9 protein-coding genes and 2 tRNA genes are annotated in these 14448 nt (G+C 65.7%); 5 read left to right on the plus strand and 6 right to left on the minus strand.

Annotation, left to right across the window (positions count from 1 at the left end; all coding sequences use genetic code 11):
• The first annotated feature begins 41 nt into the window (after positions 1 to 41).
• From ABE422_RS07320 to ABE422_RS07340, 5 genes are all read left to right on the plus strand, one after another.
• Complete coding sequence (locus tag ABE422_RS07320; RefSeq protein WP_313212262.1) at positions 42 to 1631, plus strand: cytochrome ubiquinol oxidase subunit I; 1590 nt, start codon at positions 42 to 44, stop codon at positions 1629 to 1631.
• A gap of 15 nt (positions 1632 to 1646) precedes the next feature.
• Positions 1647 to 2801 (plus strand): cytochrome d ubiquinol oxidase subunit II, encoded by a 1155-nt coding sequence (gene cydB, locus ABE422_RS07325; protein ID WP_313212263.1) that lies wholly within the window; start codon positions 1647 to 1649, stop codon positions 2799 to 2801.
• Between the two features lie 30 nt (positions 2802 to 2831).
• Complete coding sequence (gene cydX / locus ABE422_RS07330; RefSeq protein WP_019182852.1) at positions 2832 to 2945, plus strand: cytochrome bd-I oxidase subunit CydX; 114 nt, start codon at positions 2832 to 2834, stop codon at positions 2943 to 2945.
• 48 nt (positions 2946 to 2993) lie between these two features.
• Positions 2994 to 3070: transfer RNA gene (locus tag ABE422_RS07335), tRNA-Pro, on the plus strand.
• A gap of 139 nt (positions 3071 to 3209) precedes the next feature.
• Positions 3210 to 3286: transfer RNA gene (locus tag ABE422_RS07340), tRNA-Pro, on the plus strand.
• 30 nt (positions 3287 to 3316) lie between these two features.
• Here ABE422_RS07340 and ABE422_RS07345 read toward each other — a convergent pair.
• From ABE422_RS07345 to ABE422_RS07370, 6 genes are read right to left on the minus strand one after another with little or no spacing between them, the layout of a single operon-like run.
• The gene (locus ABE422_RS07345; RefSeq protein ID WP_346481724.1) at positions 3317 to 3712 is read right to left on the minus strand and encodes a hypothetical protein; all 396 of its coding nucleotides are present in this window, start codon (positions 3710 to 3712) and stop codon (positions 3317 to 3319) included.
• Complete coding sequence (locus ABE422_RS07350) at positions 3705 to 4223, minus strand: hypothetical protein (RefSeq protein ID WP_346481723.1); 519 nt, start codon at positions 4221 to 4223, stop codon at positions 3705 to 3707. The genes ABE422_RS07345 and ABE422_RS07350 overlap by 8 nt, the downstream gene beginning before the upstream one ends.
• 60 nt (positions 4224 to 4283) lie before the next feature.
• On the minus strand, positions 4284 to 4715 hold the full coding sequence (locus tag ABE422_RS07355) for a hypothetical protein (RefSeq protein ID WP_313218882.1): 432 nt from the start codon (positions 4713 to 4715) through the stop codon (positions 4284 to 4286).
• Complete coding sequence (locus ABE422_RS07360; RefSeq protein ID WP_346481722.1) at positions 4708 to 5136, minus strand: hypothetical protein; 429 nt, start codon at positions 5134 to 5136, stop codon at positions 4708 to 4710. Before ABE422_RS07360 ends, ABE422_RS07355 begins: the two co-directional genes overlap by 8 nt.
• Before the next feature lie 14 nt (positions 5137 to 5150).
• Positions 5151 to 5558, minus strand: a complete 408-nt coding sequence (locus ABE422_RS07365; RefSeq protein ID WP_019182850.1) for a hypothetical protein — start codon at positions 5556 to 5558, stop codon at positions 5151 to 5153.
• Positions 5555 to 14407 (minus strand): hemagglutinin repeat-containing protein, encoded by an 8853-nt coding sequence (locus ABE422_RS07370; RefSeq protein WP_346482738.1) that lies wholly within the window; start codon positions 14405 to 14407, stop codon positions 5555 to 5557. Before ABE422_RS07370 ends, ABE422_RS07365 begins: the two co-directional genes overlap by 4 nt.
• Positions 14408 to 14448 lie beyond the last annotated feature (41 nt).

The following is a 14448-nucleotide window of genomic DNA, read 5'->3' on the forward strand; positions in this document are numbered from 1 at the left end:
CCGCCACCTGAAACGGCAAAACCCAACGAGGTAGCCAGGCCATGATTGATCAGACAGTCGTAGAACTGTCGCGGCTGCAATTCGCTCTGACCGCGATGTACCACTTCCTTTTCGTTCCCCTCACGCTTGGCCTGTCCTTCATGGTGGCCATCATGGAGAGCGTCTACGTCATGACCCGCAAACAGGTCTGGCGCCAGATGACGCTGTTCTGGGGCACGTTGTTCGGCATCAACTTCGCCATCGGCGTCGCCACCGGCATCGTGATGGAATTCCAGTTCGGCATGAACTGGTCGTATTACAGCCACTACGTAGGGGACATCTTCGGCGCACCGCTGGCGATCGAAGGCCTGATGGCGTTCTTCCTGGAAGCGACCTTCATCGGTCTGTTCTTCTTCGGCTGGAAGCGCCTGAGCCCGGTCAAGCACCTCACCGTGACCTGGCTGATGGCCCTGGGCACCAACCTGTCGGCGGTGTGGATCCTGATCGCCAACGGCTGGATGCAGAATCCGACCGGCGCGATCTTCAACCCGGAAACGATGCGCATGGAGGTGGTGGATTTCGCCGCCGTGCTGTTCAACCCGGTGGCCCAGGCCAAGTTCGTGCATACGGTCAGTGCCGGTTACGTGACCGGTGCGGTGTTCGTGATGTCGATCAGCGCCCTGTTCCTGCTGCGCAACAAGCACAAGGACATGGCACGCCGTTCCTTCGCGGTGGCGGCCGCCTTCGGCCTGCTGTCCTCGCTGTCGGTGGTGGTGCTGGGTGATGAAAGCGGCTATGCCGCCAGCGAACACCAGAAGATGAAGCTGGCCGCGATCGAAGCGATGTGGGAAACCGAGCGTGCGCCGGCCGACTTCACCGCCTTCGGCATTCCCAACCAGACCACCCAGCAGAACGATTACGCGATCAAGATCCCGTACCTGATGGGCCTGATCGCCACCCGTTCGCTGGACCAGCCGATCCCGGGCATCCTGGAACTGGTGGGGCGCGCCGAGAACCGCATCCGCGGTGGCCAGCTGGCCTACGGTGCACTGGAACGCGTGCGCAAGGACAAGAACGACGTCGAAGCGCGCGAGATGTTCGACCGCCATTGGCAGGATCTGGGCCACGGCCTGCTGCTCAAGCGCTATCGCGAGGACATCCTCAACGCCACCCCGGAAGAAATCTCCAAGGCCGCGATGGATACCGTGCCGCGGGTCGCCCCGCTGTTCTGGACCTTCCGCATCATGGCCGGGCTGGGCTTCTACCTGATCGCCTTCTTCGCACTGGCCTTCTACTACTCGTGCCGCCACAACTTCCAGGACAAGCGCTGGTTCCTCAAGCTCGCCCTGTGGTCGCTGCCGGCGCCGTGGATCGCGATCGAATGCGGTTGGTTCGTGGCCGAGTACGGTCGCCAGCCGTGGGCGGTGGACGGCGTGCTGCCGACCTTCTACGCCGCCTCGGGCCTGGCCCTGCATGAAATCCTGACCACGCTGGCGGTATTTACCGCGCTGTACACGGTGCTGCTGGTCATCGAAGTGAAGCTGATGCTCAAGGCGATCCGCAAGGGCCCGGACGACATCCTGCCGTCGCTGCAGGCTGCAGCCACGTCCCTTTCCCCCAATGCCGCTGCGCCGACCCACGGTCGGGCGTAAGGCAGGAGAACCCAGATGGAATTCATTGGACTCGATTACACCACGCTCCGCGTGATCTGGTGGCTGCTGCTCGGCATCCTGCTGATCGCCTGGGCGGTGATGGACGGTTTCGACCTCGGCGTCGGCACGTTGCTGCCGTTCGTGGCCAGAACCGATGACGAACGCCGGCTGGTGATCAACACCGTCGGCCCGGTGTGGGAAGGCAACCAGGTGTGGCTGGTGCTCGGTGGCGGCGCGATCTTCGCCGCCTGGCCGCCGCTGTACGCGGTCAGCTTCTCCGGCTTCTACCTGGCGGTGTTCCTGATGCTGTTCGGGCTGATCCTGCGCCCGGTCGCCTTCAAGTACCGCAGCAAGATGCCCGGCAAGCGCTGGCGCGAGAACTGGGACCGTGCGCTGTTCGTCGGCGGCCTGCTGCCGGCACTGATCGCCGGCGTGGCGGTGGGCAACGTGCTGGTCGGCGTGCCGTTCCACTTCGATGACAGCATGCGCATCTTCTACACCGGCACCCTGATCGGCCTGCTCAACCCGTTCGCGCTGGTGGCTGGGTTGGTCAGCGTGGCGATGGTGGTCTCGCACGGTGCCGCGATGCTGGTGCTCAAGACCGATGGCCCGGTGGCCGAGCGCTCGGCCCGCTACGGCAGCGTCGCGGCAATGCTGACCTTCGTGCTGTTCGCCCTGGCCGGCGTCTGGGTGGCCTTTGGCCTGCCGGGCTACCAGATCACCTCCCAGGTGGTCACCGATGGCCCGACCAACCCGCTGCTCAAGACCGCTGCCGTCGGTGCGGTCGCCGGTGGCTGGCTGCGCAACTACCAGAGCATGCCGCTGACCCTGCTGGCCCCGATCCTCGGGCTGGTCGGTGCACTGGCCAGCGCGGTGCTGCTGCGGGCCCGCCGTGGTGGCCTGGCCTTCCTGGCCTCGGGGGCCTCGATCACCGGCATCATCCTGACCGTCGGCTTTGCGATCTTCCCGTTCCTGCTGCCCTCCTCCAGCCAGCCGGGCTCCAGCCTGACCGTCTGGGACAGCTCCTCCAGCCACCTGACCCTGGGGATCATGCTCATCGCCACGGCCATCTTCCTGCCGATCATCATCGCCTACACCTCCTGGGTCTACCGCGTGATGAAGGGCAAGACCACGGCCGAAGAGATGGGCGACAACCCCAACGCTTACTGACGCGCCCCACGGCGCCATAGGAGACTTACCATGTGGTACTTCGCTTGGATTCTGGGTGCAGGGCTGGCTTCGGTCGTGGCCATTCTCAACGGCATGTGGTTCGAAGCCCGCGAGCAGAGCCGTACGGATCACGAAGAAGGCTAAAAAAAGGTTGCCGATCGGGTCTTCACACCGTATCCTTGTCGGCTCCTTCGGGGTGTAGCTCAGTCTGGTAGAGCGCTACGTTCGGGACGTAGAGGTCGCAGGTTCGAATCCTGTCTCCCCGACCACTTCGGTGGTCGTATTGAAGCCTGGGAACACGTTTCCAGGCTTCTTTATCAAGGGCCGTGGCAACACGGCACCGAAGGTGAAAAACGCGATCCCCCCTTGCCGCCGACCGGCGGGATCGATACAATAGGCGGCTCCTTACGGGGTGTAGCTCAGTCTGGTAGAGCGCTACGTTCGGGACGTAGAGGTCGCAGGTTCGAATCCTGTCTCCCCGACCATTTAATGGTCACAATCAAGCCTGGAAGACGTCACTGTCCTCCGGGTTTTTTTGTGCCTGGCGATTGGCAGGCCGGGTAGCGGCTGCGGATCTCCCCTTCGCAGCTGCCGGTGTAGCGGTACCCGCTGCGCATCATGCAGTGCTGCAGATCATCGAACGTGCGGCCCAGGGCCTGCTGGATCACCGCCGCGCTGGACTTCTGAGGCGTGGAGACGTGGTAACCACCATTGGCGGCCCCACCACATTCGCGCCAGTCGGCATCGCGGGCCGCGCCGTCATCGCCCATCTTCTGCCAGGTGTCGCGTGGCGGCACGAGGGTACGGCTGACCGATGGATCGCCATTCATCCACATGCCGCCGATGCCGCAGGCGCCGAGGCTGAGGGCCAGGCACAGGGCGGTGACGGCGCGTGGGTGCAGCTCAATCACACACGCCCCGAAGATACGCATTCGCCCGTGCCTCGGGTGATGCGGCCGAGCGTTCAGGGGTCGCCGCGCGGAAAGTGATGCCAAGCTGCTCGGCGCTGCGTTGCAGCCCTTGCATCTTCGGCGACTGGCCTGCGACCGTGAGGGTCAGATAGGAAAGGCGCTGCTGCTTGAAGCTGCCGAGCGCCGACTGGACTGCTTTTCGTGTGACATCTTCGCTCTCACCGGCGACGACCAAGCGGGTCATCGGTGGCTCGGCACCCCGGGCCATGAGCGCCTTCAACTGATCCATCCATGCAGCCTTGCTCACCACCGAGCCCAGCATGAGGTTGGCCACGGGATTGCCTGCCGAGGGAACATCAATGTAGAAGGCCGCGCATCGCACCGCTTGTGCCGACTGCGGCGATTCGAGCAGCTCAGGATCAGCGCACGCTGCGCCGGCGATGCCCAGGAGAGTCAAACCAAGCGCGAGGCGGGCAGACGATCCAGATAGTGGACGAAAGAATGACTGCATGTTCTGGCTCCCGAGGATAGTGATACGCACTGGATGGAGGACCGCATACGCCTCGGCGCATCAGCGCTGCGACACGGACCCCTCCGCACGCTGGCATGCAGGGAAACGACTGGGAATCTCACCCTGGCAGGTACCGGTGTACTGATACTGTTTACCCATCATGCAACGTTGAATCTGATCGAATTTCGCACCGGAGCGCGCGGCCGTCTCAGCACCTGTAGTGCCTGGCAGCACCGCATAGTTCCCCTTCTCCGTACCCCCGCAGGACACCCAGTCGAGCTGACGCGCTTCAGGTGTATTGGACGGGTGCTGCCAGCTTTCCATCAATGAAGGTGGGTTGGCCAGCCGCTCATACGCCGCTTTATCGCAGTAGATCATCGGTGTCTGCGGCCCACAGATGCGGCCATTGCCAATCACGCAACCGGACAGCAACGCGACTGCCAATGCAGCTCCAGCCGCTCTGATCTGTCGTTGCGCAGACGGCTCAATCATGCAGCAATCTCCCCGAACCGGACTGGCAGGCGGGATAGCGGCCCGGAATATCGCCTTCGCAGGAACCGATGTAGTGATACTCCTTTCCCAACATGCAACGTTGCGCAGCGTAGAGTTTCTCGCGCGAAAGCTCGGCATCCTCTTGAGGAGTATCCCCTCGCCGGTCTGCCGAAATGTTCCCACTTCGTTGGCCACCGCACGCCTGCCAATCCAGGTCGCGTACCAGGACGCTCGCATCCGGCCGGGTCCACTCGTGGCCCGGCGGGCTGAGATGCCGGGTCGCAGCGGGATTGCCGTTCATCCACAACCCGCCTGCACCGCAAGCGGTCACGCCCGACAGCACGGCCAGCACGGTCATTGTGCGACAAATGCGCAACGCGAAATGATTGCGGGAGATGAACGGCCTGGGGTAAAGCAGCATCCTGGTCACCGCACTCAGTCCACCGGGAACCCACCAGGCACGAACTCGAATCCTTTCCCGGTCATGCACGCATCACTCAGCTGACTCAGCCGCGTACCAATTTCCTTGCGCCGCTTTTTCTGCGCAGCGGTACGATCAGCGTGCCAGATCTTGGTAATCACCGAGCTCTCCTTCAACAGCCCGGCGTACTCTTCATTGTTCCGCAATTCCTGACTGCATTGCTGCCGAGCCTGGTCCGCGTCGGCTTTGCTGGCACCTGCCTTACGCCAGTGCTGTTTGGTGGGCATGACGCGAACGGAACCGGCCGGAACGGGTCCAATGTCCGTTGTGGCCACCCGGCCCGGCGCCGCAGGTGCCGTGGCACATCCGGCAACAGTGATAAGCGCGGCCGCCGCCAGCATCGAGGTGTACTTCCTGATCATCGTTTTTCAGCCTCACGTTTGGGGACCTGCCTGACAGGTTGATTGATCTTACCGATGCCCCACACCTTGTCCGTGATGGACCGCAGCTCCGTACCGTCCGCGGGCAGGTAACCCACGTAGGCACTGTGCGACCCCGGGAAGCTGCCCTGATTCTTCTCGGAGGTCGCCGGGTTTCCGCCAAGAATGACGCGCCAGCTGCCTACGATGTCCGTCGGATGAGTGTTCTGCCATACCTCTCCCCTGGCGTCACCAATCAACCCGACCAACCCCAGCGCTTGTTGTGCATTGGCTGCAGCCCCGTTGTAGAGGATGTAGCCGATGGGGAACATCTTCTGGTCGTCGCCTCGAAGCTGCAACATCGCATTGGTGAAGGTCATGCTGCCGCGGCTGTGATTGACGGCATTGAACTCCCATCCCTCCTCCCTGGCACGCTCCAACAGCGCAATGTTGGCCTGCGATGCGGCCGTCACAGGCAGCATGACGCCCGTAAGGCTGCCCAGGATGCCATTGGCTTTGTCGTACATCGCATACAGCCCTTCGGCCACCTTGTTGCCGGTGTAAGGGTTCAGGATGTAATACACCCCGGACGCGTTGGCTTCATTGGTGTTCTGCTTCGCGCCTGTGGCAAGCGCGTAGGGCTCAGCGTTGAAAATGCCGTTGTTGAAGATGTACAGCTTGCCGTCAATGGCCTGGACATCCTCCAACGCCAGTTCGGTCTGACGGCAGTTGGTCCCGCCCGCTTCACAGGTCTGCAGGACAATGCGACTTTGCTCCGTCGCTGCTTTATGCACAAGATCCGTCGTCCAGGCAGTGCCTTGGCGGAAGGCTTCGCCGGTGATCGCGTGCTCCGCAGCGGCACGCTCTTCGAGACGCTCAAGATCGATCAGCGCGGCAGATTGATGGGCGTTCAGCGTGTCGCGATTCAGCCCGGCCACCTGTTCTTCTGCCCCCTTGCCAGTCAGCGCGCGCTGGAGCTCATCATCCGTGATCAACACAGCGCCATCGCTGATCGCCGCACGGGTTGTCCCCTGCGAGCCGTCACTGGCGTCGCCATGGATCAGCTTGTTGCCGATGATCGTCTTGGTGGCGCCGTACAAGCCGGAGAAGGTTTCATCGGTGACACCGATTCCGCCGCTACTGGCCTTCGCGCTCGAAGCGTTCTCTATGTCGCTGACCACCAGTGCAGCTGTCTGAAGTCGATTCCTGCCGGCATCAATTGCTGCATCGCTGGAGCTGATCGCACCACCGACAAGCTGTGTCGTCCCATCCACATTGATCTGGAAGCCGCCGTCACCCGCACGAATGGCCGACTGCTCGGTGACACTGGCAAATTCACTGTCGCTCTTCTGGTTGAGCATGTAGGCACTGCCACTGAAACCCGCACCGAAAGTGACGCTGCCCCCGACGGTTCTGTCCTTGCTGTGGAAGCTGTGGGTATCCTGCAGACTCTCCACCGCCAGGTTGCCACCGACGTTCATTGCCACCTGCTCACCTGAAACTACCGCGCCACGCAGCGTGGTGTCGCCGCCCGATTCGATGACCAACGACTCTCCTGCAGTCAGGTGCGTCGTGTTCCAGTAGACGTCCTCGCCCTTGCCGCTGCCCCGCGAAGCACTGGCATTGGCCGTGATGCCGGCGCTGGCACCGCCCGAGCCCACAGCGATGGCCACGCCTACGCCGCCACTGGCGCTGCTGCTCTTGCGCTCCATCTCGATCACGTCACGGGACGCAAGAAGCGCGACGTCTCCGTCCGCCTTGAGGCGGATGTTGCCGTCTGCCGTTACGTCACTGCCCTGAATCGTAATATCCGACGCGTTGCCAGCGCCCGTGGCACTGATCCGGACGTCGCCGCCGGCCCGGATCGATGACGCTGCCGCCGTGTCGCTCTGCGTTGTCGTCCGGCTGTCGCTCTTGCTGGCCCCCACGGTGATGGAAATGTTCAACCCGCCAGCCGCGCCTGGATCCGCGCCGACCGCATCGACGCCTTCCTTCACCGCACCCGCTGCTGTCGCAGCACCCATCGCCTGCTTACGCCAGTCAGAGGTCTTGCTGGTCGCACTTGCCATGTTGCCGGCGGTCTGCAGTGCAGTGATCACCGGCGCAGTGACCGCAACAGTGAGACCGGCCTGCCTGAACTTGCTCTCCTGCGCCGTCGTCTGCGTTTCGCGGGCCTCCAGAATCGCGACCTCACGCGCGTGGATGTCCACATCGCCCTCCGGCGCGAGGACGTCACTGCCAATCTGGCGATACGCCCCGCCCGCCAGCAGCACGACATCGCCTGCGAGCGAGCCGACGGTCGACCCCGCCGCGGTGTTGCGCGTGGCCTTGTTGTCGTCGCTCTGCATCTGCGTGCCGGCCGTGATCGCAGCGCCACCGTTGTAGATCAGGCCACTCTGCTCCTTCTTCTTGAAGTGGCTTTCCGTCGCCGATTCGCGAGCGGCCTGGATCACCAGATCCTGGTCGGCGGCAATCGTGGTGCCGACATCGGAGATCACGTCGCTGCCGGTGATGGTGACGTTGCGTCCTTGGATGGCCACTGTGTTCCCGCCAACCGTGCTGCCCTGGGCAACGGTTTCATCGAGGCTGTCGCGGGTGGTGCGGGTCGTGGTGTTGAGCAGGCCGCTATGCCGGTGCTTTCGACCCTCGCTCCAGTTGTAACTGTCTTCGGACACCCCGATGTTGAGGTTGCCGGTCGCCACCGCGACCAGGGCACCCTCGGCGCTGTTGACCGTCGCTGCCTGCAACTCCATGTCCCGACCTGCCTGCAGCTGGACATCGCCGACAGTCCGGACATTGGTACCAACGCCACGGCTGTACCCGCTGCGCAGATAGTTGTCGGCATTGCGCACGTTGTTCTCCTGCCGCGCCTCCCGTACGGTGCCCAGTGACAGGTCGCGGCCGGCGGCGATCACGGTTTGCCCACCGGAGCCCGCGTTGACGATCTCGGCTCCGTCAAGACGAACATCACGCACCGCGCTCGCCAGCAGCGTGCCCCCAGCCTCACTCACGAACAACCCGGCCACGCGGTCGATGTTGGTCCGGCTGAAGTCGCTCAACCCCGCGGTGTTCTGACCGCTGCGGGTGGTGGTGACCAGGTTCAGATCACGGCCGGCGCTGGCGACCAGCACGCTGCGCGCATCGATCAGGCCGCCGAGGTTGTCCAGATCGGTACGCGCGTTGGCACTGACCGTGTCACCGCTGATGCGGCCGTCCAGGTTGCGCAGGTTCTGCGCGTCAATCTTCACCGCGGTACGGCCGGCGATGGTCCCGCTGTTGACCAGGTCGCCGCGCAGGTTCAGCTCCACCGAGCGGCCGGCCAGCAGCGTGCCGGTGCCGTCGATATCACCGGGGCGCACGCGAACGTACACCTGCGGAACCAGTGCGGTGGTGGTGCTGCCATCGGCCAGGGTCACGCGCTGCTCGACCAGCCAGACGATGTCGCTGGTGAGCTGGGCCATCTGTGCCGGGGTCAGCGCCACGCCGGGGCGCAGGCCCCAGGCGTCGGCGATGGTGGCCGCGTTGTCGAGCAGCGCGCGGTATTGCGCTTCATCGTCGGCATAGCCATCCAGGAAGCGGCGGCCGGTGAGCTGGGCGACCTGATCGCGGACCAGCTTCTGTTCGTAGAACCCATCGCCCAACCGCTTCTGCACGTTGGCCGGGTCCACGCCCATCTTCTGCAGCAGGTACTCCGAACCGAGCCAGTTGCGGTAATCGGCAAAACGCGGATCGGTTTCGACCAGGTATTGGCCGGCATTCGGCCCGCTCTGGAACAGGCTGGTCTGCGGCAGTTCGGCATCCACGCCGATGGTGCGGATCACGGTCGGCTGGTTGCCCGCCGCGCCCTGTGCGCCGGTGCCCGCCGTGCTGCCGGGACCGGCCAGCGAGGCGACGCTGGCGCTGACTTCGGTCACCTGGCGCTGTCCACCGATGGCGCCGGCGTCGGCTGCGCCGCCGACCTGCCCACCGACGGTACCGGTACTGACCCCGCCCACCTGGTAGCCGCTGCCACCATCGCGCGTGTTCTGTTCGGTGCGGGTCACGCCCAGATTGATGGTGCGCACTTCATCGGCCGGGCGATAGGCGATCTTCCGGTCCCACTTGCGCTCGTGATAGCGCTTGAAACCACCGCGCCAGCGGCTGTAGGTGTATTGGCTGGTGCCTTCCTCGTGCACGCGGTACTCGCCGAATGCATCGATGTTGCGCAGGTTGCCGAGATCGCCCAGCAACGCGCCGCCAGCCAGGATCTGGCTCTTGTCGTTGATCAGCTCATCGCCACGCAGCGTCATGTTACCGCCGGAAATGATGCGACCCGGCGCGCTGGAGGTGACCTGGGTTTCGTACTCGGTGTGGGTGACGTCGTACTGCGTCCAATCCTTGACGTCGCCGCTGCCGTTCTTCCACCAGTACTTGCCGGCACGGCTCCAGCTGGACCAGGTGAACTCGCTGGCATCATGCATGCCGGGCGTGCCCTTGGGCTGGATGTACAGCTTCTTGGTCGGGCCCACCACCATCACTTCGGTGGTGGCGAAATGCTCGTTGCTGTTGAGCAGGCGCGTGGCATCGATACTCAAGCCACCCAGCGACTCGATGGTCGCGCTGGCGTTGTGCACCGAGCCGGCGCGACCGACTGCATGGCCCTGCGCATCCAGCGCACCGCCGATGTTGAGTGCGCTCTCGCCACCGCCAGCACTGAAGATCAGCGCCTGCTCGCGGTTGACCACGGTGCCGGCGCCGATGTCCAGGCGCTCACGCGCAGCAATGGTGGCCGCGCGGGTGACGCCCTCCAGCGTTTCATCACTGTTGACCAGGGTCGTGGCACCGATCGACAGGCGGTCGCCATAGATGCGGCCGGTGCCAACATTGAGGATCACATCGGCATCGATGCGGGTATCCACGCCGTCGATCAGCCCCCGGTTGCCAAGCACGCCATCGGCGCGCACCTGGGTGCGGAGGCCGCTGATCTCGCCGGTGGCGAGGTTGTCGATCTGGCGTGCATGCAGGTCCAGATCGCCGGCCTGCACTTTGCCTGCATTGGTCCACAGCCCCTGCGTGGAGACCGTGGCCTTGCCATTGGCGGTGATCTGGCCATCGTTGCGGTAATCCTGCTGCAAGGCCAGCACCAGGTCGCCCTGCGACAACACCCGGCCCGTGCCATTGAGTGCGTTGGCATGCAGCGTCTGGTTGCCCGCGGACAGCAGCGTGCCGTCGGTGTTGCCGACCTGGCCGGCACGCACGTCCAGACTGCCCGCCGAGGACACCAGGCCTTGCTGGTTGAACAGTGCATCGGTCGCCTGCAGCGCGATGCGCTGGTCGGCAGCGATCATGCCGCTGCTGTTGTCGATCTGCGCGGCGGTGAGGTCCACGTTGCGACCCTGCAGGCCGAGCGCGGTGCCGCCGCCGCTCGTGGCGCGGTTGTCGATGCGCGCGGCATGGGCGACCAGATCGCCACCGGCCACGGCCAGCCCGGCCTGGTTGACCAGCTCACCGCTCAGAGCGAGGGTCAGATTCTGGGCAGCCTGCAGGCGGCCGCTGCTGTTATCCACGTGCTGCGCCTGCAGCAGCAGCGAGGAGCCGCTGCCGACCTGCCCGCCGCTGCGGTTGTCCAGCGAGGCCAGCCGCGCGTCCAGCGCCGTCTGCGCCTGGACAAGGCCGGCACGGTTGTCCAGTCCACCGGCACGCAGGGTCAGCCCGGCACCGCTGACGATGCCGCCACGCGCGCCCGCGTCGGTATTGCCCAGCCGCTGGCCGTGCGTATCGATGCTCATCCCACCACTGGACTGCAGCAGGCCCGCGCGGTTCTCCAGCGCGCCACTTCGGAGATCCAGGGTGCCGGCGGTGGCGGCGATGATGCCTTCACTGTTGTCCACGCCGCCCAGACGCGTATCCAAGGCGACGGAGGCGCCGGCCAGCGTGCCACGCACGTTGGTCAGCCCTTGGCTGGTCACCGACAGCGCACGCTCGGCCTGGATCACGCCGGCGCTGTTGTCGATGTCCGTCGCGCTGGCGAGGGTGACATCGCCCTCGACCGACGCCAGCGTGCCGGCATCGCGGTTGACGATGCGGCCGGCCTGCACGCGCAGCGCATCATTGGCGGCGATCGTGCCGGCACTGTTGTCCAGGGTCTGCGCGATCTCCACGTCGAGCATGTCGCCCGCGTTGACCGTACCGCCGCGGTTGTCGACGCTGCCCGCACGCAGCTGCTGCGCGCCACCGGAGGCGATCAGGCCGCCCTGGCGGTTGTCGAGCAGGCTACCCACGCCGAGTTGAAGCGCACTGTCGCCCGCCGCCTGGACGGTACCGGCCTGGTTGTCCAGCTGGCCTGCCTGCAGGTCCAGATCGCCCGCGCTGGCCAGCGTGCCGCGCTGGTTGTCGATCGTGCCGGTCACCTGCAGCGCGGAGGCCGCATCACCTGCTGCCAGAATCTTGCCGTCGCGGTTGGAAAGGTTGCCTGCCTGCACGGCCAGCGCGCCGTTGCCGACGATGCTGCCAGTGTCGTTGTACAGCGCGTTGGCCACGCGCAGGCCCAGCGCGTCGGAACCGGTGGCGATCAGTTCGCCACGGCGGTTGTCCAATTGGCCCGCATCGATCTCCATGCGGACGGCGGACGTCACACCACCGGAGACATCGAGGTTCTGGCCCTGCAGGTGCAGGGCGCCATTGCTGAGCAGCTTGCCGCCCGCGCCGGCCAGCGTCGCCGCGTTGATGTCCAGCCGCCCGCTGCCGGCCTGCTGCACCTGCCCGCCCGCGTTGTTCAACAGCGCTGTGGCGATCGCCAGGTCACCGTTGCTGGCGAGCGTGCCGCCACTGTTGTCGAGCGCGGTTGCCGCCCCGATCCGGTTGGCCTGGTTGCCGGTGGCCAGCACTTGGCCACCGCGGTTGTCCATCGTATCCACCTGGAGGTCGAGCGTGCCCGCCTGCAGATCGGCCTGGCGATGATCGACCTGGCCGGCGCGCAGAGTGAGCGTACCGGCGGTGGCGATCTCGCCGCGCTGGCCCTCCAGCGTGCCGGTGGTGAGCTGCAGCCCATCGCTGCCGGCGTGCAGCAGCGCGCCATCGGTGTTGACCAGCACCGCGCTGGCCAGCGCCAGCGATGCCGCGTTGCTGGCAAGACTGCCGCCGGTGTTGTCGAGCGTGCCTGCCACCTGCAGCTGGGCCGGCGCGCTGCCGCTGTGGGCGATCCTGCCGCCGTGGTTGGACAGCTGCGCCGCGCGCACATCAAGCGCACCGCCGACATTCAGCACCCCAGTGTCGTTGCGCAGTGCCTCGCCCTGCACGCGCAGGTCACGCTGCGTGGTCAGCTCGCCCTGCCGGTTGGAGAGCGTGCCACCCTCCACGGCCAGATCGCGCACCCCGAGGCGACCGCCGTCGTTGTCCAGGTCGCTGGCACGCAGGTCGATGTCGCCCCCGGCCAGCACGGCGCCGCCATCATTGTCGAGCAGTCCCGCGATCACCACGCGGCCCTGCGCGAGCGGCGCGGTCGTCGGTGGAGTGATGACGGGCGTGCCGCCGTCGGTGCCCCCCGTGCCGGTCCCGGGCGTGCCGGGGCCGCCCGGGCCCGCCCCTTCGCCCGGCGTGGTCGGCGCGGTGCCGTCCTGTTGGGCCAGCGCCCCGATACTGCCCTTGTCACGGTTCTGCAGCCGCGCGCTCTGTACCGCCAGTGCCTGCACGCCCGCCTGTTCGATGCGCCCGTCGCGGTTGGCCAGCGAGGCGGCCTCCACATCCAGGCGGGTGCCGTTGAGCTGGCCGCCGCTGTTGTCCACGTCCTGGCCGGTGCGCAGGTTCAGTTCACGCCCGGCGCTGACCAGCCCTTCGTTGCGTACACCGCCGGTGGCAGCGATGCGCGTATCGTCGCGCGCCTGCAGTTTGCCGGTGTTTTCCAGCCGGCCATCGACAGTCACGACCAGCTCCCCGGTCTGCGCCCCGAGGTTGCCCGCATTGCGCACGCCCACGCCGTGCTCGGTGCCCATGAGCAGGATCTTGTTGGCGTACATGCCGCCCAGCTGGGCCACATCGAGCGCGTACTGCGGCGCATTGCCTTCGGCGGCCTGCGCCTGCACACGGCTCAGATCGGCGCTCACCGTATTGGCGCCGGTGGTGACCTGCAGCTGCTGTGCCCACAGGCCCGCGTTGAGCTGCACCGAGCGCGCGATCAGATCGGTGTAGTCGACCCGGCTGGCATCCATGCCGGCGCCGAAGATATGGATCGCACCGCCTTGCACGCGGTATCCCTCCAGCGCGCCGCCGTTGAACATCGGGGTGCCGGTGGTCAGGGTGATGCGGTTGGCGTTGATGAAGCCGCAGCCGTCGCAATCGATACCAGCGGGGTTGGCGATCACCACCTGCGCACGGTCGCCGGCCACTTCCACGTAGCCGCGCAGCTGGCTCGGGTTGGCGCCATTGACCTCGTTGAGGATCACCCGCGCAGTGCCGCCGGCCAGCCACGGATTGCCCTGCACCCAGCCGCCGAGCTGGGACTGCGTGTTGCCGCGCGAATTGTTGAGGATGACGCCCTGCTGGTCGACGTCGAAGCGCTGGTAGGAATTGCGCGAGACACCGGCCGCACTCGGGGTCTGGATGTTGATCTGCGGCGTGCCGTTGGCGGTTTCCAGCACGGTCGGGCGCTGGTTGCCGGGCGCATTCGGATCGGCCACCACCTGCGCCGCGGCCAGGCCGCTCACGCCGACCCAGCCCAGCATCACCCACAGCGCGAACGCCATCGGGCGCAGTGCCGCCGTGCGATCGCCATCCTGCCCGGTACCGGCGCCGCCGGGGCGCGGCGTGATTTCCGCGGCGACCTGCCAGAGCATGAGGGCGTGGTTGAACACGAGGCGGTACAGATGCTTGTTCATGACAATTCCTTTGTGTGCGTGCGGTCGGTGCGGCGCGAACG

This window comes from Stenotrophomonas sp. TWI1151, assembly GCF_039673135.1.
In the GTDB taxonomy this organism is placed as follows: Bacteria; Pseudomonadota; Gammaproteobacteria; order Xanthomonadales; family Xanthomonadaceae; genus Stenotrophomonas.

What these genes read in the sequence shown, in the direction of transcription:
- ABE422_RS07320 (WP_313212262.1), top strand. Translation starts at nt 42, where the DNA reads ATGATTGATCAGACAGTCGTAGAACTGTCGCGGCTGCAATTCGCTCTG.
- cydB (WP_313212263.1), top strand. Translation starts at nt 1,647, where the DNA reads ATGGAATTCATTGGACTCGATTACACCACGCTCCGCGTGATCTGGTGG.
- cydX (WP_019182852.1), top strand. Translation starts at nt 2,832, where the DNA reads ATGTGGTACTTCGCTTGGATTCTGGGTGCAGGGCTGGCTTCGGTCGTG.
- ABE422_RS07350 (WP_346481723.1), bottom strand. Translation starts at nt 4,223, where the DNA reads ATGCAGTCATTCTTTCGTCCACTATCTGGATCGTCTGCCCGCCTCGCG.
- ABE422_RS07355 (WP_313218882.1), bottom strand. Translation starts at nt 4,715, where the DNA reads ATGATTGAGCCGTCTGCGCAACGACAGATCAGAGCGGCTGGAGCTGCA.
- ABE422_RS07360 (WP_346481722.1), bottom strand. Translation starts at nt 5,136, where the DNA reads ATGCTGCTTTACCCCAGGCCGTTCATCTCCCGCAATCATTTCGCGTTG.
- ABE422_RS07365 (WP_019182850.1), bottom strand. Translation starts at nt 5,558, where the DNA reads ATGATCAGGAAGTACACCTCGATGCTGGCGGCGGCCGCGCTTATCACT.
- ABE422_RS07370 (WP_346482738.1), bottom strand. Translation starts at nt 14,407, where the DNA reads ATGAACAAGCATCTGTACCGCCTCGTGTTCAACCACGCCCTCATGCTC.